Origin of the sequence: Tardiphaga sp. 862_B3_N4_1 (assembly GCF_051811085.1) — a bacterium.
GTDB classification, from domain to species: Bacteria; Pseudomonadota; Alphaproteobacteria; order Rhizobiales; family Xanthobacteraceae; genus Tardiphaga; species Tardiphaga robiniae.
In genome coordinates, this window is the sequence record NZ_JBPWQB010000001.1 from 2584303 (window position 1) to 2602501 (window position 18199).

General features: G+C 62.3%; 14 protein-coding genes. 7 read left to right on the forward strand and 7 right to left on the reverse strand.

Going from position 1 to position 18199, the window contains the following annotated elements; translation table 11 throughout:
- The first annotated feature begins 179 nt into the window (after window positions 1-179).
- The 4 genes from AB8B02_RS12215 to AB8B02_RS12230 all read left to right on the forward strand — a co-directional run bounded on the left by AB8B02_RS12215 (window position 180) and on the right by AB8B02_RS12230 (window position 4147).
- Window positions 180-1799 (forward strand): L,D-transpeptidase family protein, encoded by a 1620-nt coding sequence (locus AB8B02_RS12215; protein ID WP_439064036.1) that lies wholly within the window; start codon window positions 180-182, stop codon window positions 1797-1799.
- Between the two features lie 97 nt (window positions 1800-1896).
- Window positions 1897-2472 carry a glutathione peroxidase gene (locus tag AB8B02_RS12220; RefSeq protein WP_439064637.1) on the forward strand — a complete coding sequence of 192 codons (576 nt, stop codon included), beginning with the start codon at window positions 1897-1899 and terminating at the stop codon, window positions 2470-2472.
- A 150-nt stretch (window positions 2473-2622) separates the two neighbouring features.
- Window positions 2623-3567 carry a polysaccharide deacetylase family protein gene (locus AB8B02_RS12225; RefSeq protein ID WP_439064037.1) on the forward strand — a complete coding sequence of 315 codons (945 nt, stop codon included), beginning with the start codon at window positions 2623-2625 and terminating at the stop codon, window positions 3565-3567.
- A gap of 22 nt (window positions 3568-3589) precedes the next feature.
- A complete protein-coding gene (locus AB8B02_RS12230) occupies window positions 3590-4147 on the forward strand; it encodes a dihydrofolate reductase family protein (RefSeq protein ID WP_439064038.1) in 558 nt (185 codons plus the stop codon).
- 7 nt (window positions 4148-4154) lie between these two features.
- On the opposite strand, the gene AB8B02_RS12235 is transcribed toward AB8B02_RS12230, so the two are convergent.
- The 4 genes from AB8B02_RS12235 to AB8B02_RS12250 all read right to left on the reverse strand — a co-directional run bounded on the left by AB8B02_RS12235 (window position 4155) and on the right by AB8B02_RS12250 (window position 9494).
- Window positions 4155-4610 carry a DoxX family protein gene (locus tag AB8B02_RS12235; protein ID WP_439064039.1) on the reverse strand — a complete coding sequence of 152 codons (456 nt, stop codon included), beginning with the start codon at window positions 4608-4610 and terminating at the stop codon, window positions 4155-4157.
- A 197-nt stretch (window positions 4611-4807) separates the two neighbouring features.
- Complete coding sequence (locus tag AB8B02_RS12240) at window positions 4808-7117, reverse strand: NADP-dependent malic enzyme (RefSeq protein WP_068731100.1); 2310 nt, start codon at window positions 7115-7117, stop codon at window positions 4808-4810.
- Between the two features lie 67 nt (window positions 7118-7184).
- Window positions 7185-8957 carry an aspartate--tRNA ligase gene (aspS, locus tag AB8B02_RS12245; protein WP_175366117.1) on the reverse strand — a complete coding sequence of 591 codons (1773 nt, stop codon included), beginning with the start codon at window positions 8955-8957 and terminating at the stop codon, window positions 7185-7187.
- Window positions 8958-9266: 309 nt separating this feature from the next.
- Window positions 9267-9494, reverse strand: coding sequence for a hypothetical protein (locus AB8B02_RS12250; protein ID WP_158596856.1), 228 nt, complete (start codon window positions 9492-9494; stop codon window positions 9267-9269).
- On the opposite strand from AB8B02_RS12250, the gene AB8B02_RS12255 reads away from it, so the two are divergent.
- The 3 genes from AB8B02_RS12255 (at window position 9466) to rnd (ending at window position 13921) form a co-directional block, all read left to right on the forward strand.
- Complete coding sequence (locus AB8B02_RS12255) at window positions 9466-11145, forward strand: methyl-accepting chemotaxis protein (RefSeq protein WP_175366118.1); 1680 nt, start codon at window positions 9466-9468, stop codon at window positions 11143-11145. The two genes, AB8B02_RS12250 and AB8B02_RS12255, sit on opposite strands and share 29 nt — an antisense overlap.
- Before the next feature lie 50 nt (window positions 11146-11195).
- The gene (locus AB8B02_RS12260) at window positions 11196-12671 is read left to right on the forward strand and encodes a protein adenylyltransferase SelO (RefSeq protein WP_439064040.1); all 1476 of its coding nucleotides are present in this window, start codon (window positions 11196-11198) and stop codon (window positions 12669-12671) included.
- 101 nt (window positions 12672-12772) lie between these two features.
- Window positions 12773-13921: a ribonuclease D gene (rnd, locus tag AB8B02_RS12265; RefSeq protein ID WP_089263971.1), complete on the forward strand. Its 1149-nt coding sequence runs from the start codon at window positions 12773-12775 to the stop codon at window positions 13919-13921.
- A 94-nt stretch (window positions 13922-14015) separates the two neighbouring features.
- Here the strand turns inward: rnd and AB8B02_RS12270 are convergent, their stop codons facing one another.
- The 3 genes from AB8B02_RS12270 to AB8B02_RS12280 all read right to left on the reverse strand — a co-directional run bounded on the left by AB8B02_RS12270 (window position 14016) and on the right by AB8B02_RS12280 (window position 18167).
- Window positions 14016-14309: a hypothetical protein gene (locus AB8B02_RS12270; protein WP_089263970.1), complete on the reverse strand. Its 294-nt coding sequence runs from the start codon at window positions 14307-14309 to the stop codon at window positions 14016-14018.
- A gap of 138 nt (window positions 14310-14447) precedes the next feature.
- Window positions 14448-15953, reverse strand: a complete 1506-nt coding sequence (gene ppx / locus AB8B02_RS12275; RefSeq protein ID WP_439064041.1) for an exopolyphosphatase — start codon at window positions 15951-15953, stop codon at window positions 14448-14450.
- A 12-nt stretch (window positions 15954-15965) separates the two neighbouring features.
- Window positions 15966-18167: an RNA degradosome polyphosphate kinase gene (locus AB8B02_RS12280; protein ID WP_089264645.1), complete on the reverse strand. Its 2202-nt coding sequence runs from the start codon at window positions 18165-18167 to the stop codon at window positions 15966-15968.
- Between the last annotated feature and the right edge of the window lie 32 nt (window positions 18168-18199).

Sequence of the window (18199 nt, forward strand, 5' to 3'; positions counted from 1 at the left end):
ATCCAGAATATGTAGGCATTCCAACCGGATTCGGAAGCCAGGATGCCCCTCTGTTAATTCAATGTGAGGCTTTTTTGCTAGGCTGATCCCGACTCAGCGGTAGCCAGATCACTCATGCTGGTGAACCCATCTCGCGCCTGCGAGACTAATGTTTTCAGATGGATTCGAGGATATTGGACGTGGGTGTATTTCAGTTGTCGTGGAGATCAACGGACAAGAGCCACTTTCTGGGCAGCACGATTTTTTCCGGCAGCTTCCTGCGGATCGCACTCGTCGCCATGGCCGGCATGACCGTGGCGGCGCCTGCCGATGCGGCGGTGTTCTGGACCGACGAAAATCCAATGATCATGCGGGAGATCGAACCGCCGGCGCCGCAACCGCAGCAGCGCCAGAAAAAGCTGAAGCGCCTTGGCGCCAAACTCGAGAAACAGGTCAAGGAACACGCCAAGCCGGTCGGCCCGCTGGTGATCGCCATCTCGATCGAGCGACAGTCCCTGCGGGTATTCGACGCCAATGGCCTGTTCGCGGAGACGCCGGTCTCCACCGGCATGCGCGGCCATTCGACGCCCATGGGCGTGTTCAGCATCATCCAGAAGAACAAATGGCACCGCTCCAACATCTATAGCGGCGCGCCGATGCCCTACATGCAGCGCATCACCTGGTCGGGCATTGCTTTGCATGCCGGCGCGCTGCCAGGCTATCCGGCGTCCCACGGCTGCATCCGCATGCCGATGGCCTTTGCGACCAAGATCTGGGGCTGGACCCGCATGGGCGCCCGCGTGATCATCGCGCCCGGCGAAATCTCCCCGGCGGAAATCTCGCATCCGCTGCTCGCCGCTCAGAAGGCCGCGCCGGGTCCAGTCGCGGCAGCGGCGCCTCAAGACGTCCAGGCGTCGCCCAAGGCTGATAAGGCATCGGCAGATGCGAAGCTCCAAGACCTCGGTCTGAGGCCATCCGCCGCCGACCGCTCCAAGACTCAGGACAAGACCCAGACCGCCGATGCCAGCAATGCGATGACAAAACCGGCGCCTGCGACTGTGATGTCGGACGCCACACCTACAAAGGTCGAAACCGCCGTCAAAGCCGCCGAGCCCGAGATCATGACGCGCCGCGATCTCGACGCCGCGATCGCCAAGGTCGTCGAATTGCCGACCCCCGAGGTCAAATCGGCAGAGACCGTCGCGGAAGCGCCAGCCAAGCTTGAGCCTGCCAAAACGGAAGCCCCGAAGGCGGAAATCGCAAAAGCTGATGTCGCACCGGTCGCCGCCAGCGTACCCGACGTCAAGAAGGACGAAACGCGCCCCGCCGATTCAGCCAAGGCCGAGATGCCTGCCGCCGATGCGACGCCAAAGCGGTCCGGCCAGATTGCCGTGCTGGTCAGCGGCAAGGACGGCAAGCTCTATGTGCGGCAGAATTTCGCGCCGCTGTTCGAGACGCCGATCGCCATCAAGCCCAGCGATCGCCCGCTCGGCACTCACGTCTTTACCGCCCGTACCGACAAGGATCATGCCAAGGCATTTCACTGGACTGCAGTCTCGCTGCCTGCCGTCCCGCGTCGCGCCGACGAGGACGACAATGTTTCGCGTCGCCGCAAATCCACTGGCGCGGTTGAAGTGAAAACCCGTCCTCTGCCAAACAGCGCCGCAGAGGCGCTCGACCGCCTGACGATCCCTGCGGACGCGATGGCCCAGATCACCGAAGCGCTCGCGAGTGGCGGCTCCATCGTGGTGTCCGATCAGGGCATTGCCGCCGGCGGCGAGACCGGCCAGGGCACTGAATTCGTGGTGCCGCTGCGCTAGCTTCGTTCACTCCGGCCCTGTAACAGCTTGTTGAGTGCGTCATCTCGGAGATGACGCTACTCTGCTCGCGAAACAGGCTGGGCTACGACGAATGGCGATGATCAATCGCAGGCAGATACTGACAACGGTATTGGGCGCGGCAAGTGCCGTAGCGGTCGCGCGTCACGCCTCGGCGCAAGGCGCCGTGAGCCGCATGACCGCCTATGGCTTCGTGTTTCCCGGCCTCAAGGGTGGCGACATCAAACTTGCCGACTATGCCGGCCGCCCGATCATGGTGGTCAACACCGCCTCGCAATGCGGCTTCACCCCGCAATATGCCGGGCTTCAGACACTGTGGACCGAGTTCCGCGAGCGCGGCTTGATGATCGTCGGCGTGCCCTCCAATGACTTCGGCGGACAGGAGCCGGGGGGCGCCAAGGAGATCGCCGACATTACCGAGGGACATTTCGGCATCGGTTTCCCGATGGCCGCCAAGACAATCGTGAAGGGACCGAACGCGCACCCCTTCTACAAATGGGCGGCCGAGGCACGGCCGCGCGACCTGCCGCGGTGGAACTTCCACAAATATCTGGTCGGCCGCGATGGCTATCTCACCGACTCCTTCGCCTCCGAATTCGAACCGACCGATACACGCATCAAGACCGCCGTCGGACGTGCCCTGACCGCGGCTTGAGCGGTTCAATATCGATCCAGCCACTGACTGGGGATAAGGGCCGTTGCCATAGCGGTACCGCCTGAAATCGCGCTAGAATTGCTGCCACGACCATCTGGATCAGCCCGGCCACCTCGCTGACGACGCTGGTCGTAGGTCAAGGGGAACGTGATGCGCAGTGCGGCAGGTCTGATTTTTGCGAGCGCGATTTCATTGTGGGCGGCAGGCGCACAGGCGCAGACACCCAAAGCCGGAGCCCCAGCGCCCGCCCCCACGGCAACGCCCGCGCCGCCACCGGCGCCCGCGGCTGCACCTGCTCCCGCCAAATCGACCTGCGCCAATCCCGATGCGCTCGGCGTCAGCCGTGTGGTCGAGATCGACACGACGGGCGGTCCGGGCTTCGGCTTCGAACATTTCAAGCAGCTCGACTTCCTGCGCGACAAGGAAGTGGTGCTGACCTTCGATGATGGTCCATGGCAGACCACAACGCCGACCGTGTTGAAGACGCTGGCCGACGAATGCGTCAAGGCAGTCTTCTTTCCGATCGGCAAGCACGCTACCTATTATCCGGAGGTGCTCAAGCAGGTCGCTGCGGCCGGCCATACCATCGGCGGACACACCTGGGCCCATATCGCGCTGACCAACAAGAAACTGACCCAGCAGCAGCGTATCGATGAAATCGAGAAAGGCTTCAGCGCCGTGAAGTGGGCACTCGGCTCAGCCCCAGCACCGTTCTTCCGCGCTCCGGCGCTGCAGCACCCGCCGGAAATCGTCACCTATCTGGGCACGCGCAACATGGCGATCTTCTCCTGTGACATCGACTCGTTCGACTTCAAGACGCGCAAATCCGAACAGGTCATCACCAATGTGATGACCAAGCTCGACAAGCTCGGCAAGGGTATCATCCTGATGCACGACTTCCAGAAGCACACCGCCGAAGCGTTGCCGACCCTGCTGCGCAAGCTCAAGGCCGGTGGCTACAAGGTCGTGCATATGCGTGCCAAGGCGCCCGTGCAGACCATCGCGTCCTATGATGAAGCGATCGTCAAAGACGCCAAGCTGCCGACGGTCAGCAGCCGTCCTGTGAACAGCGTCGTCCAGACGATCTCGGAATAATGAGGACTCGTCGACGCCCCTGATGCCTGCATTTCGCTTCAACGGCTACGTCATCGTCTCGGCGGACGGCATGCTCGCCGACGCCAGTGGCGTGATGCCCGATACCCTCAAATTTCCCGGCGACCTCGCCTTTTTCACCGCAGGTCTCGACCGTGCCGACCTGATCGTGCACGGCAGGCATTCGTTCGAGGATCAGCCGAACTCACCGAAGCGCAAGCGCATCATCGTCAGCCGCAGCATCGCTGCCGTAGGCCCCGATCCCGAAAACAACAAAGCCACGCTGTGGAATCCGGCCGGCGCATCTTTCGAAGACGCTTGCGCGCATGCGAGCGTTTATGCCGGCACCGTCGCCGTCATCGGCGGCCCCAGCGTATTCGAGATGTTCTTTGATCGCATCGACGTGTTTTGGCTGTCGCAGGCGCCGCATGTCCGCCTGCCCGGCGGCGAGGGATGCTTCCCCGGCGTCCCCGAACGATCACCGCAGGACATTCTCTCCAGTCACGGCCTGCAAGCGAGCGAGGTCCAGATCCTCGACTCCGCGCATGAAGTCACAGTAACGGCCTGGCGGCGGGTGTCCTGAGCGAGGACTATACTTCGTTGTAGCCGCCCGGCAGCCGCGCGCTGCGGCCGATACCGGCGATCATGAAGAGGCCGCCGATCAACGACAGGTTCTTCAGCGCGTGGATCATCTGGTTCTTGGCCTCAGGGCCTGCCAGGTTCCAGAAGTCGTGGAAGTAGAACGTTGCGGCCATCACGAACAGCACCAGCACCAGAGCGAAGAAGCGCGCGCCCAGGTTCAGCGCGACGAGGATACCACCGACCAGTTCCAGTGTTGCAACGGCGATTGCGAGAATCTGCTTCAATTCCATGCCTGCCAGCCCTTCGAGCTGCGTCGCATAGGGCGTCACAACCGTGGGGATCGTCGGGATAACCTTGTTCGCGATCGCATCTGCCGTTGCGCTGAGGTCGAGAAACTTGGATGCGCCGGACGCAATGAAGATCACGGCAAAGAGAATGCGCCCGAAAGTAATAAACGCTGGCATTGGTCGGCCTCGCTGGACTGCAATGAATACTTGTCGAAATACGTGACGAGTATGATCATTCCATCACATTTTTCAAACGAACAAATGGATGACCTCGTTGGCGTCATCCATTTGTCGCGATGCCTTTCAGATCGGCGAACTATCCAAAAGCGCAACGGCCGGGAAGCATCCAGCCAGCGCGAGGCTGACTGAACGCGCTAGCCGAAAAGGCTCGCCTGCGGACGCCCAGCCCGCTCCTGCGCCTCGACAGCCGCAACCGCCGTCATGTTGAGGATACCACGCGCTGTTACCCCCGGCGTCAGGATATGCGCCGGACGCGCCGGGCCGATCAGGATCGGGCCGACCGGGAGCGCATCCGCCAGCGTCTTGATCATCTGATAAGCGACATTGGCGGCATCGAGCGTCGGCATGATGAGGACATTCGCCGAGCCCTCGAGTTTCGAATGCGGCAGCACGATCTTGCGGGCTGCTTCCGACAGCGCGGTGTCGCCCTGCATTTCGCCATCGGACTCGATTTCCGGATGCTTCTCACGCAGCAATGCTGCGGCGCGGCGCATCTTGCGCGAAGAGTCCGTATCGTAGCTGCCAAAGTCAGAATGCGACACGAAAGCGATCTTCGGCTTCATGGCGAAGCGCTGCACGTGGTTGGCAGCGAGCGCCGCGATTTCCGCGAGTTCTTCCGCGCTCGGATTCGGACGCACCTGCGTATCAGCGATGAAGTGCGCACCCTTGCTGGTGATCATCAGCGACAGCGCTGCAAAATCGCTGACGCCCGGCAGGAAGCCGATGATCTCGCGCACATGGCGCAGATGGCTCATGTAGCGGCCTTCGACGCCGCAGATCATTGCATCCGCCTCGCCGCGGATCACGGCGAGCGCGGCGATCACCGTCGCATTGGTGCGGACGACCGTGCGCGCCGCATCCGGCGTCACGCCGCGACGGCCAGCCACGTCGATATAGGACTGCACGTAAGAGCGATAACGCGGATCGTCCTCGGGATTGATCAGGTCGAAATCCTGTCCGGCCTGGATCGCCAGACCGAACCGCTTGATGCGGGCTTCAACGACCGACGGACGGCCAACGAGAATCGGACGCGCCAGCTTCTCTTCCAGCACCACCTGCACGGCGCGCAGCACGCGCTCGTCTTCGCCTTCGGCATAGATCACGCGCACCGGCTGGGTCTTTGCCTTCGCGAAGACCGGCTTCATCACCAAACCGGAGCGGAATGCGAAACGCTCGAGACCTGCGGTGTATTCCTCGAAATTGGCGATCGGGCGCGAGGCCACGCCGGATTCCATCGCCGCCTTGGCGACGGCCGGCGCGATGCGCAGGATCAGGCGTGGATCGAACGGGCTCGGGATCAGCGACCCCGGACCGAAGCCCTGGGTCTCGTTGTCGAAGCCGGCGGTCACAGCATCCGACGGCGGGTCTTGCGCAAGCTGCGCGATGGCATCGACGGCAGCGATCTTCATTGCCTCATTGATCGCCGTCGCACCACAATCGAGTGCACCGCGGAAGATAAACGGGAAACAAAGGACGTTATTGACCTGGTTCGGAAAGTCCGACCGGCCGGTGCAGATCATCGCGTCCGGGCGTGCCTTGCGCGCTTCGTCCGGCATGATCTCCGGCGTCGGATTGGCCAGCGCCATCACCAGCGGCTTGTCGGCCATCGCCTTGACCATCTCGGGCTTCAGCACGCCCGGAGCGGAGACGCCCAAGAAAATATCGGCGCCGGCGATGACATCGCCCAGCACGCGCGCATCGGTCTTCTGCGCATAGACCGCTTTCCAGCGATCCATCAGGGTGTTGCGGCCCTCATGCACGACACCGTCGATATCGCAGACCCAGATGTTCTTCTTCTGCGCGCCCAGCGACACCAGAAGATTGAGACAGGCGATCGCCGCAGCGCCAGCACCCGAGCAGACGATCTTGACGTTCTTTATGTTCTTGCCGTTGAGCAGCAGCGCATTCTTGATCGCGGCGCCGACGATGATGGCGGTGCCATGCTGATCGTCGTGAAACACCGGGATCTTCATCCGCTCTTTAAGCTGCGCCTCGATCTCGAAACATTCCGGACCCTTGATGTCCTCAAGGTTGATGCCACCGAAGGTCGGCTCCAGTGCCGAGACGACCTCGACCACGCGCTCGATGGTGTCGGCGGCGATCTCGATGTCGAACACGTCGATGCCGGCGAACTTCTTGAACAGGACCGCCTTGCCTTCCATTACCGGCTTCGACGCCAGCGGACCGATATTGCCGAGACCGAGGACGGCCGTGCCGTTGGAGACGACGGCCACGAGATTGGCGCGCGAGGTCAGCGAAGCGGCTTCGTTGGGGTCGGCTGCGATCGCGAGACACGGCGCGGCTACGCCCGGCGAATAGGCCAGTGCCAGATCGCGCTGGTTGGCAAGCGGCTTGGTGGCCTGGATTTCCAGCTTACCCGGCCTGGGAAGGCGATGATAGGCAAGCGCCGCGCGCGAGAGATCGTCAGAAGATGAAGAAGACATGCGTGCTCCCGCGCGTCATAAAACAAAAGTTAGGTAGAAGGGCGTTTCTTCTTGTTGGTTTGCCGGACTACTTGTCCTGCAGATTGAGACGGATATGCGCTTCACGCAACTGCTTCGGCGAAGCCTCTGACGGCGCGCCCATCAACAAATCTTCAGCACGCTGGTTCATCGGGAAGAGCGAGATCTCGCGCAGGTTGTTCGTACCGCAGAGCAGCATCACGATACGATCGACGCCTGCCGCCATGCCGCCATGGGGCGGTGCGCCGTACTGGAAGGCGCGATACATGCCGCCGAAGCGCTCGACCACCGTCTCCTCGCCATAACCGGCGATCTCGAACGCCTTCACCATTGCTTCCGGCTTGTGATTACGGATGCCGCCCGACGCGATCTCGTAGCCGTTGCAGGTGATGTCGTATTGGAAAGCCTTGATGGTCAGCGGATCCTGACCTGTCAGCGCATCCATGCCACCCTGCGGCATCGAGAACGGGTTGTGCGAGAAGTCGACCTTCTTGTCGTCCTCGTTGTACTCGTACATCGGGAAATCGACGATCCAGGCCAGCGCGAAGCGCTCCTTATCGATCAGGTTGAGCTCTTCGCCGACCTTGGTGCGTGCGAGACCGGCGAACTTGTAGAATTTCTCGGGATCGCCCGCGACGAAGAACGCGGCATCGCCGGCCTTCAGGCCGAGCTGCTGACGGATCGCTTCGGTACGCTCCGGTCCGATGTTGTTGGCCAAGGGACCAGCGCCCTCACCGCCCTCGCGCCACATGATGTAACCGAGGCCCGGCTGGCCTTCGCCTTGCGCCCAGGAATTCATGCGGTCGCAGAATGCACGGCTGCCGCCACCGGGACCGGGGATCGCCCAGACCTGATTCTTGTCGTCTTCGAGCATGCGCGCGAACACCTTGAAGCCGGAGCCGCGGAAGTGCTCCGCCGTGTTCTGCATCTCGATCGGGTTGCGCAGGTCCGGCTTGTCGGTGCCGTATTTGCGGAGCGACTCTGCGTAGGGAATCTTCGGCCAGTCCTTGTTGACCGGCTTGCCCTTGGCGAACTCCTCGAACACGCCGGTGATCACGGGCTGCACCGCCGCGAACACGTCTTCCTGTTCGACGAAGCTCATTTCGAGATCGAGCTGGTAGAACTCGCCCGGCAGACGATCGGCGCGCGGATCCTCGTCGCGGAAACATGGCGCGATCTGGAAGTAGCGGTCGAAGCCCGACATCATCAGCAGCTGCTTGTACTGCTGCGGTGCCTGCGGCAGCGCGTAGAACTTGCCGGGATGGATGCGCGACGGCACCAGGAAGTCGCGCGCGCCTTCCGGCGACGACGCGGTGAGGATGGGCGTCTGGAATTCGAAGAAGCCCTGCTCCTTCATCCGCTTGCGCATCGAGTCGACGATGGCGCCGCGGGTCATGATGTTCTGATGCAGCTTCTCGCGACGCAGGTCGAGGAAGCGATATTTAAGCCGGATGTCTTCCGGATAGTCCTGATCGCCGAATACCGGCAGCGGCAATTCGGCTGCGGGGCCGAGCACCTCGATGGCATCGATATAGATCTCGACATCGCCGGTGGGCAGTTCGGCATTCTCGGTGCCGCCAGGACGACGACGCACCTTTCCGTCGATCTTCACGACCCATTCCGAACGCAGCGTCTCGGCGACCTTGAACGCCGGCGAGTCCGGATCGGCGACGCATTGCGTCAGGCCGTAATGGTCGCGCAGATCGATGAAGAGCACGCCGCCATGGTCGCGGATACGATGGCACCACCCCGACAGGCGAACGGTCTGGTCGATATGGCTGTCGCGGAGCGCGCCGCAGGTGTGAGACCGGTAGCGATGCATGGGTATCCTGGAAATACGTCAGAGGGCGGAATCGGGTTCGCGATCAAGCGCGAAGCGCAGGGTTTACCCGACCGCATCCGACGCGGCAACCAAAGCTCGGCGATCAGATCGCCCGAATTTGCGGGCCGCGACTGCATCACCGGAGGCCTCCGACCGATGAATTTCGGACTACCATTTCCAAATGCAATCGAGCGATCGGAAAACCTCCCGCAACGCGGGAACTACATGATTGCACACGCAATAACCAGCTACCTCGGGTCAAGCACCATCGGCACCCGGATACGTCGCGTCGGTATTTCAGCACCAGATTCAACTACTTAAAGCGGTATTTGTGTCAAAATTTACTGAACGTTGACGACCACCATTCACTGTCTTGCCGTGAACCCAGCCCGTTTTGAAGGCAGGTGATTCAACTGGAACTTGCTGCTTCTTGCCCTGCCGCAACCCAAGGCAGCCGCCATTTCGGCTGACCGGCGTCGCAGCCTTAGAACCGCCGAGGAATATGTTCGTGCTCGCCAGATATTCGATCAGTACCAAGCTGTTTGTCATTGTTGCTTTTCTTTTCGTCGTGATCGCGGGCATCGGCACCCTCGCCTTCATGCAGATGCGAGCCATCAACGCAGCGACCCAGGATATCCAGACGCAATGGCTCCCGAGCGTCCGCTGGATCGGTGAGATGCGCGTTCAGTCGGCGCGGTATCGCGCTGTGCTGCGCGACCACCTGATCGTGGCCGATGCCGACCGTCCGGATGTCGACAAGAACCTCGCCGCCCGCAAGTCTGACTTCGACAAGGCCGCGAAGGCCTACGCCCCGCTGGTATCGTCGCCAGCCGAACGCGAACTGGCCGATAAGCTTGACGCGGAATGGAAGGCCTTCATCGCCGCCGGCAACGACGTCCAGGCCCTCGCCAACAAGGGCGACGTGGCGGCAGCCAAAGAGATCAACGCCAAGAAGGTCGTTCCGACCGGCCGCGCCATGGACGGCACATTGGCCAAGCTCGTCGAGCTGAACGACAAGGGCGCCGAAGTGGCCGGCAGCAACGCGAACGCCACCTATGCCAACGCGATCTGGATGATGGTTATCATTCTCGGCGCCTCGGTCGTGCTCGGTCTCAGCGCTGCCATGTATCTGGTGCGCGACATCTCCGGCGGCATCGCCTCGATCCTGAAGCCAATGGGCCAGCTGACCGATGGTCAGTTGGAGGCCGTCATTCCGCATCAGGGCGAAAGCACCGAGATCGGCCGTATCGCCAGCGCGTTGCAGATCTTCAAGGACGCCCTCATCGCCAAGCGTGCTGCGGATCAGGCTGCCGGTGCCGAGGCCGCCATCAAGGCCGCCCGTGCAGAAACCATCACGAAGGCGACCAGCAACTTCGAGTCGATGATCAGCGAACTGGTGGGCTCCTTGTCATCGGCCTCGACCGAACTCGAAGCCTCTGCCACCACGCTGACCCGCACGTCGGATATCACCATGACGCTGTCGGGCTCGGCAGCGTCTGCATCGCATACGGTGTCGAGCAACGTTCAGTCGGTGGCCGCGGCAACGGAAGAAATCACCTCGTCGGTGAATGAAATCGGCCGCCAGGTTCATGAATCGAATCGTATCGCTTCGACCGCCGTGCTGCAGGCCGAGAAGACCAATGAAAGCATTACCAAACTCACGCAGGCCACTGCACGGATCGATGACGTCGTGAAGCTCATCACCGCCGTTGCCGAACAAACCAACCTGCTGGCGCTCAACGCCACCATCGAGGCGGCGCGCGCCGGTGACGCCGGCCGCGGCTTCGCAGTCGTCGCCGCCGAAGTGAAGGCGCTGGCGTCGCAGACCGCCAAGGCCACCGACGAAATCAGCATGCAGATCGCCGGCATGCAGGCGGCCAGTGCGGAGACGATCGAGACCATCAAGGAGATCGGCTCGACCATCACGCTGATTTCCGAAGTCTCGTCGGCCATCGCAGCGGCGGTTGAGGAACAGGGCGCAGCGACACAGGAAATCGCGCGCAATGTCCAGCAGTCGGCCCAGCTCAGCACCCAGGTCGCCAGCGAGGTCACCGAGGTCAATCGCGGCGCCAGCGAGACTGGCTCCGCATCGACCCAGGTGCTGGCCGCAGCGCAGTCGCTGTCGCTCGAAAGCAATCGCCTGAAGGATGAAGTCGACCGGTTCCTCGACACGGTTCGCGCCGCCTGAGACCGCTTTCAGCGGTTGCCTAACACGTCGTGGCCCCCCATCTTGGGGCCATGACAGTCCACTTCCCGTTCGACAACAGCTATGCCGCCCTGCCCGCGAATTTCTTCGCCCGCGTTGCACCGACGCCGGTGACAGCGCCGAGGCTGATTAAGCTGAACCGCGCGCTGGCCGACCAACTCCGCATCGATCCTGACTGGCTGGCCAGTCCCGAAGGCGTCGAAGTCCTCGCCGGCAAGCGCGTGCCGGATGGCGCCGATCCCCTCGCGATGGCCTATGCCGGACATCAGTTCGGACATTTCGTGGCGCAGCTCGGCGATGGCCGCGCGATCCTGCTCGGCGAGGTCATTGACCGCGACGGTGTGCGCCGCGACATCCAGCTTAAAGGCTCCGGTCCAACGCCTTTCTCGCGCCGCGGCGATGGCCGTGCTGCGCTTGGTCCAGTGATCCGGGAATATATCGTCAGCGAAGCCATGGCGGCCCTGGGCATTCCCACAACGCGCTCCCTCGCCGCCGTCCTCACAGGCGAACGGGTTCAGCGTGAGACGATGCTGCCGGGTGCCGTGCTGACGCGCGTCGCCTCAAGCCACATCCGCGTCGGCACCTTCCAGTTTTTTGCCGCGCGCGAGGATATCGCCGGGGTGAAACAACTCGCCGATCATGTGATCGCCCGGCACTATCCCGACGCAGCCGAAGCCGAACATCCTATTCGCGCGCTACTCGATGCGGTGATCCGCCGTCAGGCCGAACTTGTCGCACGCTGGCTCCATGTCGGCTTCATCCACGGCGTGATGAACACCGATAACTGCTCGGTATCCGGTGAGACCATCGATTACGGCCCCTGCGCCTTCATGGACGCCTACGATCCCGCGACGGTGTACAGCTCGATCGACGAGATGGGCCGCTACGCTTATGCGAACCAGCCGCGCATCGCGCTGTGGAATCTGACGCGCTTCGCCGAGACGCTGCTGCCGCTGATCGACAGCGATGAGAAGACCGGCATAGAGATTGCGCAGGCCGCATTGGGCGAATTCTCCGATATTTTCGACACGGCCTATCAGGCCGGTCTCCGCCGGAAGCTCGGGCTGTTCACCAGCCAGCCGGACGATGCCGCATTGGCGCAGGATCTGCTTACCGCCATGACGGTCAATCAGGCCGATTTCACCCTGACCTTCCGCCGCCTCGGCGCCGCCGCGGTTGACGCAGACAGCGACGAAGCCGTGCGCGGCCTGTTCATCGATCCGACAGCGTTCGACGCCTGGGCCATGAACTGGCGGCAGCGACTCGGCCGGGAGTCGGAGACCTCCGAGGCACGCTATCAGGCCATGCAGGCAGTTAATCCGGCCTTCATCCCCCGCAATCATCGCGTCGAGGCGGTGATCCAGGCGGCGCTGGCCGACGACTACGCGCCGTTCGAGAAATTGCTGGCCGTGCTGGCGAAACCCTATGAAGATCAACCGGAGATGGCGGATTACGCCGAGCCGCCGGAGCCGGATCAGCGCGTACTGAAGACCTTCTGCGGCACCTAAACACCCTCATTCTATCGGAGCAGACCTCCAATCTGCCCGAAACACCTTGACTCAACAGGTTTTTCGGCCGAACGCCTTGGCAAAAGCGTTATGGACCGTCCATGGAACTGATCACGACCACTGCCCAGCTGACCGCCGCGTGCGAGCGACTTGCCAAGCACCCCGTCATTACGGTCGATACGGAATTCCTCCGCGAGACCACTTATTACCCGCTGCTCTGCGTGGTCCAGATGGCCAGCGCGGAAGACGCGGTGGTGATCGACACGCTTGCCGAGGGCATCGACCTCACGTCGTTCTTCGACCTGATGGCCAACGAGGCCGTGCTGAAGGTCTTCCATGCCGCGCGGCAGGACATCGAAATAATCGTGCACCGCGCCGGCGTGGTGCCGCATCCGATCTTCGACACCCAGGTCGCAGCCATGGTGCTCGGCTACGGCGACAGCATTGCCTATGACCAACTCGTCGAACGCGTCACCGGCCACCGCCCCGACAAGACCCACCGCTTTACCGATTGGTCGCGCCGTCCGCTGACCGAAGAGCAGTTGCACTACGCCGTCTCCGACGTCACCCATCTGCGCGACGTGTTCGCCAAGCTCGATGCCGATCTGAAGAAGCGCGACCGCAGCGACTGGGTCAGCGAGGAAATGGAAATTCTCACCTCGCCAAAGACCTATGATTTCCATCCCGAGCGCGCCTGGGAACGGCTGAAGACCCGCGTCCGCAAGCCGAAAGAGCTCGCAGTGCTGATGGAAGTCGCTGCCTGGCGCGAACAGGAAGCACAGAGCCGCGATGTGCCGCGCTCGCGCGTGCTGAAGGACGATGCCGTCGGCGATATCGCGACCCATGCGCCGACGTCACTGGAGAAGCTTGCCAATCTGCGTTCCCTGCCGAAGGGCTTTGATCGCTCCAAGTGGGGCAGCGACATTGTTGCCGCCGTCCAGCGTGGCGTCGCCCGCGATCCCGCCACGTTGCCGAAGATCGAGAAGCCGCGCGGCAATTCCAATGGCGCGGCCACCGTCGAACTGCTGAAAGTGCTGCTACGCATGACGTCGGAACGTCACGCCGTCGCCAGCAAGGTCATCGCCACCGTCGACGATCTCGAGCAGATCGCCACCGACGACAATGCCGACGTCGGCGCCCTGCACGGCTGGCGGCGTGAGTTGTTCGGCGAGGCCGCCCTGGCGCTCAAGCATGGCCGCCTTGCATTGGCGATGGAAAAAGGCCGGGTGATCCGGGTGGATCGCGCGTAGGCTACGTCGTCCAAGGTAGCGTTCTAATTGGCTGCCGCAAACAGCAGGACGGGGCGTACCAGACCTCGCCCTGCGAGACGCAATGACGATCGCTTTACGCCGCCGATCTGTTCTTGATGGCTCCGACGATTGCCGTCAGCACCGCACCCGCGACACCGCCTCCGGCCACCTGACCGATCAGCGAACCGATATCGGTGGTCGCCGATGCGTTTGAAAGCATAGGAATCAGCATTCCGAGAATTTGACCGCCAACGCCGCCACCTATTGCACCTGCGATCGTGTTGCCGATTGTACCAAGATCGACAGACTTCGATGCACCGCCGGCAACATTTCCGCCAATCGCGCCGCCAATCAGTTGAACGATAAGGTTGATCAGAAGGGCTGACATTTCGACTCTCCCGGTCCGGAAATCGTATGTACTTGCCGCGTGGACCAAAACGGCCGCGCCGGAAAAGGGTATACGCACGGAAACCGAGAGTCACGCCGCGCTGCAATCAGTAGTGTCATTCAGAATGAGCGACGGTGGCTATCGCCTGACGATCGTCCCGGACTTCCCCACTAATCGTGCCAGCTGCTTGAAGCGGCTGCCGACGCGGTCGGCGACGAGATCGACCATGCGATGCTCGAAGACGAGCATCATCTTGCGATCCTTGGTGGCGAAATGCGTGGCGGGCAGCACGCCCGGCCGCGCCGCCGAAATGAGATGCGCGACCCTGAACAACGCGCCGAGCAAACGGGCGCGTTCGACCTGCGCCGGCGAGACAAGCGCGCGGACCAGCTCCGGGGGCTCGTTCTCGGCGCCGAATCCTGCGTAGCGGTAGTACACACAGAGCGCGAGGAATGCGCGACCGTGATGATCGACGGAGCCGAAATTGCCGTTCGTGATCAGACTGAGCGTCTGCTCGCCGCGATGATCCGGATGGACCCGCCAGCCGATATCGGACAACAGACACGCCACCCGGCGTAGCCGACGATCCTCGTCGGTCTCTTTGAGCTTGGCGACACGGGCGAACCGATCACTCCAGTCGCTCAGCTCCTGCGCGTGGCGGGCCGAACGCGACATCAACTCGTTCATGGTCTGCGCGGCGCCGACCAGACCATCTTGCATGCGCTGCGCTTGCGGCAGCATTTCGTACAGCAAGCCTTCACGGACGCCATAGGTCGAGAACACGATAGTCTTCGGCTTGGCGGTGCGAATGACATATTCAAGCACGAGCGCCGCGTAGACCAGCAGAGGCTGGCGCTGTTCGGCTATGGCTTCGATGTTGGCAAGAATGTTGGCTGTTGCGAGCCGGCGCAAGCGGCGCACGAAATCGAGCGCTTCGGTGGCCGGGATCGAATAGCCATGCATCACACGTAGCGGATAGCCGCTCTGGATGATGTGCAGCCGCGCCAATGCACGCCAGGTGCCGCCGACCGCATAGAAATTGCGACCTACGCCCGCCTTGAGCTGCGCGACGTCAGCCAGCGCCAGCCTGACGATGCGCTCCGCCTTCTTCGGTGATTTCTGTGAGGCATCCTGCAATGCGAGACTGCCGAGCGGCAGCGTCACGCCCTGCCGGACCGCATTGCCTTTGACATCGATCAGTTCGAGCGAACCGCCCCCGAGATCGCCAACCAGGCCATCCGGCTTGTGCACGCCCGAAATCACGCCCAGCGCCGAGAGCTTCGCTTCGCGCGGCCCCGATATGATCTGGATCTCGCAGCCGCAGATTTTCTCGGCTGCTGTGATGAAGGCAGGTCCATTGCTCGCATCGCGCGCCGCAGCGGTCGCGATGGCGTAGACGCGACCGACCTTCATGACCCTGCACAGCGCACGGAAGCGCCGCAGCGCCGTCAGCGCCTTGTCGACAGCGTCCTTGGCCAGCAGTCCAGTGCTCTGCACTTCGCGGCCGAGACCGCACAGCGCCTTCTCATTGAAGAGCGTAACAAGGCTTCGCGTCAGCGACTCGTAGACAACGAGACGCACCGAGTTGGAGCCAATATCGATGACGGCGACGCTGGTCGCGCGTTGATTGGCACGCGCTACCACGTTGCTGGTTCCTTACGAGGATTGGTGACGCTCCGAACGGCGGGTGAGCCGGCGCGGGGATGATTTCTCAAGCGACTTTCCACGGCCAGACAGACTCGGATTCGTCATGAAGTAATTGTGCACATTGAAGGGTTCCTCGCCCTTCGCTGCCTTCATACGCGTTGACGACCCGTCCGGCAACAATTGCCAGCTCTGTTCCGTATCCTTGAGATTGGCCACCATGATCTGCTCGAGCACCTGGGTATGCACGGTGGGGTTCTGCAGCGGACACAGAACCTCGACGCGGCGATCCAGATTGCGCGGCATCATGTCAGCCGACGATATGTATATCGCCGCCTTCGGGCTCGGCAGGCCATTGCCCATACCGAAGCAATAGATTCGACCATGTTCAAGGAAGCGGCCGATGATCGACTTGACGCGAATGTTTTCGGACAGGCCGGGCACGCCCGGCCGCAGGCAGCAGATGCCACGCACGATCAGTTCAACGGATACACCGGCATTCGACGCCTCATAGAGCGCATCGATGATTTCCGGATCGACCAGCGAATTCATCTTGAGCCAGATCGCACCGGGCTTGCCGCTGCGGGCGAATGCCGCTTCGCCGCGGATGTGTTCGAGCATGCGCCCGCGCAAGGTCAGCGGCGATACGGCCATCTTCTCGATGTCGCTCGGCTCGGCATAACCGGTGATATAGTTGAACACGCGTGCGGCATCGCGACCGATGATCGGGTCGGATGTGAAATATGACAGATCGGTGTAGATGCGCGCGGTGACCGGATGATAGTTGCCGGTGCCGGTGTGCACATAGGTCGTGAGCGAGCCGCCCTCGCGGCGCACCACCAGCGACAGCTTGGCGTGGGTCTTCAATTCCAGGAAGCCATAGACCACCTGGACACCGGCGCGTTCGAGATCGCGCGCCCAGCGGATATTGGCCTCTTCATCAAACCGCGCACGCAGTTCGACGAGCGCCGTTACCGACTTACCGGCCTCAGCGGCCTCCACCAGCGTGCGGACAATCGGCGAATTGTTGGAGGTGCGATACAGAGTCTGCTTGATCGCCACCACATCCGGATCGCGCGCGGCCTGCTGCAGGAACTGCACGACGACGTCGAAGGACTCATAGGGATGATGGACAATCAGGTCCTTCTGACGGATCGCCGCAAAGATGTCGCCGCCATGATCGCGGACACGTTCCGGATGACGCGGCACATAGGGCACGAATTCGAGATCGGGCCGATCGAGCCGCGTGAGCTGCGAGACCTCGTTCATGGCGAGAATGCCGTCGACCAGCAGGATTTCGTCATCCGAGGTCGCCAGCGCGCGCTGCACGAAGGCACGGAGTTCTGCCGGCATGCCGGCTTCGATTTCGAGGCGGATCACCGACCCTCTGCGGCGACGCTTCAGCGCAGTCTCGAACAGCCGGACCAGATCCTCGGCCTCTTCTTCGACTTCAAGTTCACTGTCGCGGATGATGCGGAAGGCACCCTGCCCCTGAACAGTGTAGCCCGGGAATAGACGCGCGATGAACAGGCCAGTGGCCTGTTCCAGCGTGATAAGGCGGACCGCGCCGTCCTTGCCGGGGGTCGGCAGGCGGATGAAGCGATCGATCTTGCCGGGCATGCGGATCAGCGCGTTCATCGTCTTGCCGTCGGACACCCGCGACAGATGCAGCGCGATGGTGAAGCCCAGACTCGGAATGAACGGGAACGGATGCGCCGGGTCGATCGCCAGCGGCGTCAGCAGCGGGAAAATATTGTGGAGGAAGTGGTCCTCGATCCAGGACCGGTCGGCTTTGCTGACCTCCTTGCCGTCGAGCAGCACGATTCCGACATCGGCCAGCATGCCGCGCTGGTCGCGCCAGATCGCCTGCTGGTCGCTGCCGAGCTTGGAGACCGCGCTGTTGATCAGCACCAGTTGCTCGGCCGGGGTCAAGCCGTCCGGACTGCGCTCGCTGATTCCCTCACGGACCTGCGCTTTGATACCGGCGACGCGGACCATGAAGAATTCATCAAGGTTGTTTGCGGAAATCGACAGGAAGCGGACGCGCTCCAGCGCCGGATGGCCCGGATTGACGGACTCCTCAAGGACGCGGCGATTGAAATGCAGCCAGGACAGCTCGCGATTGATGAAGCGCTCGGGACCCGACGCGACCACCTCTGCCGGCTTCGCTTCGCCCTTTTTCTCTTCAATAACAATCTCTTCTGCGGAGTCCATGAGACAGCAATCCATCCAGTTCAAGCAGCGCT

Excerpts from the sequence above, each read along its gene's own strand:
- AB8B02_RS12230 (WP_439064038.1), top strand. The coding sequence starts at position 3,590 with ATGCCTGCATTTCGCTTCAACGGCTACGTCATCGTCTCGGCGGACGGC.
- AB8B02_RS12235 (WP_439064039.1), bottom strand. The coding sequence starts at position 4,610 with ATGCCAGCGTTTATTACTTTCGGGCGCATTCTCTTTGCCGTGATCTTC.
- AB8B02_RS12240 (WP_068731100.1), bottom strand. The coding sequence starts at position 7,117 with ATGTCTTCTTCATCTTCTGACGATCTCTCGCGCGCGGCGCTTGCCTAT.
- aspS (WP_175366117.1), bottom strand. The coding sequence starts at position 8,957 with ATGCATCGCTACCGGTCTCACACCTGCGGCGCGCTCCGCGACAGCCAT.
- rnd (WP_089263971.1), top strand. The coding sequence starts at position 12,773 with ATGGAACTGATCACGACCACTGCCCAGCTGACCGCCGCGTGCGAGCGA.
- AB8B02_RS12260 (WP_439064040.1), top strand. The coding sequence starts at position 11,196 with ATGACAGTCCACTTCCCGTTCGACAACAGCTATGCCGCCCTGCCCGCG.
- AB8B02_RS12220 (WP_439064637.1), top strand. The coding sequence starts at position 1,897 with ATGATCAATCGCAGGCAGATACTGACAACGGTATTGGGCGCGGCAAGT.
- AB8B02_RS12280 (WP_089264645.1), bottom strand. The coding sequence starts at position 18,167 with ATGGACTCCGCAGAAGAGATTGTTATTGAAGAGAAAAAGGGCGAAGCG.
- AB8B02_RS12270 (WP_089263970.1), bottom strand. The coding sequence starts at position 14,309 with ATGTCAGCCCTTCTGATCAACCTTATCGTTCAACTGATTGGCGGCGCG.
- AB8B02_RS12225 (WP_439064037.1), top strand. The coding sequence starts at position 2,623 with ATGCGCAGTGCGGCAGGTCTGATTTTTGCGAGCGCGATTTCATTGTGG.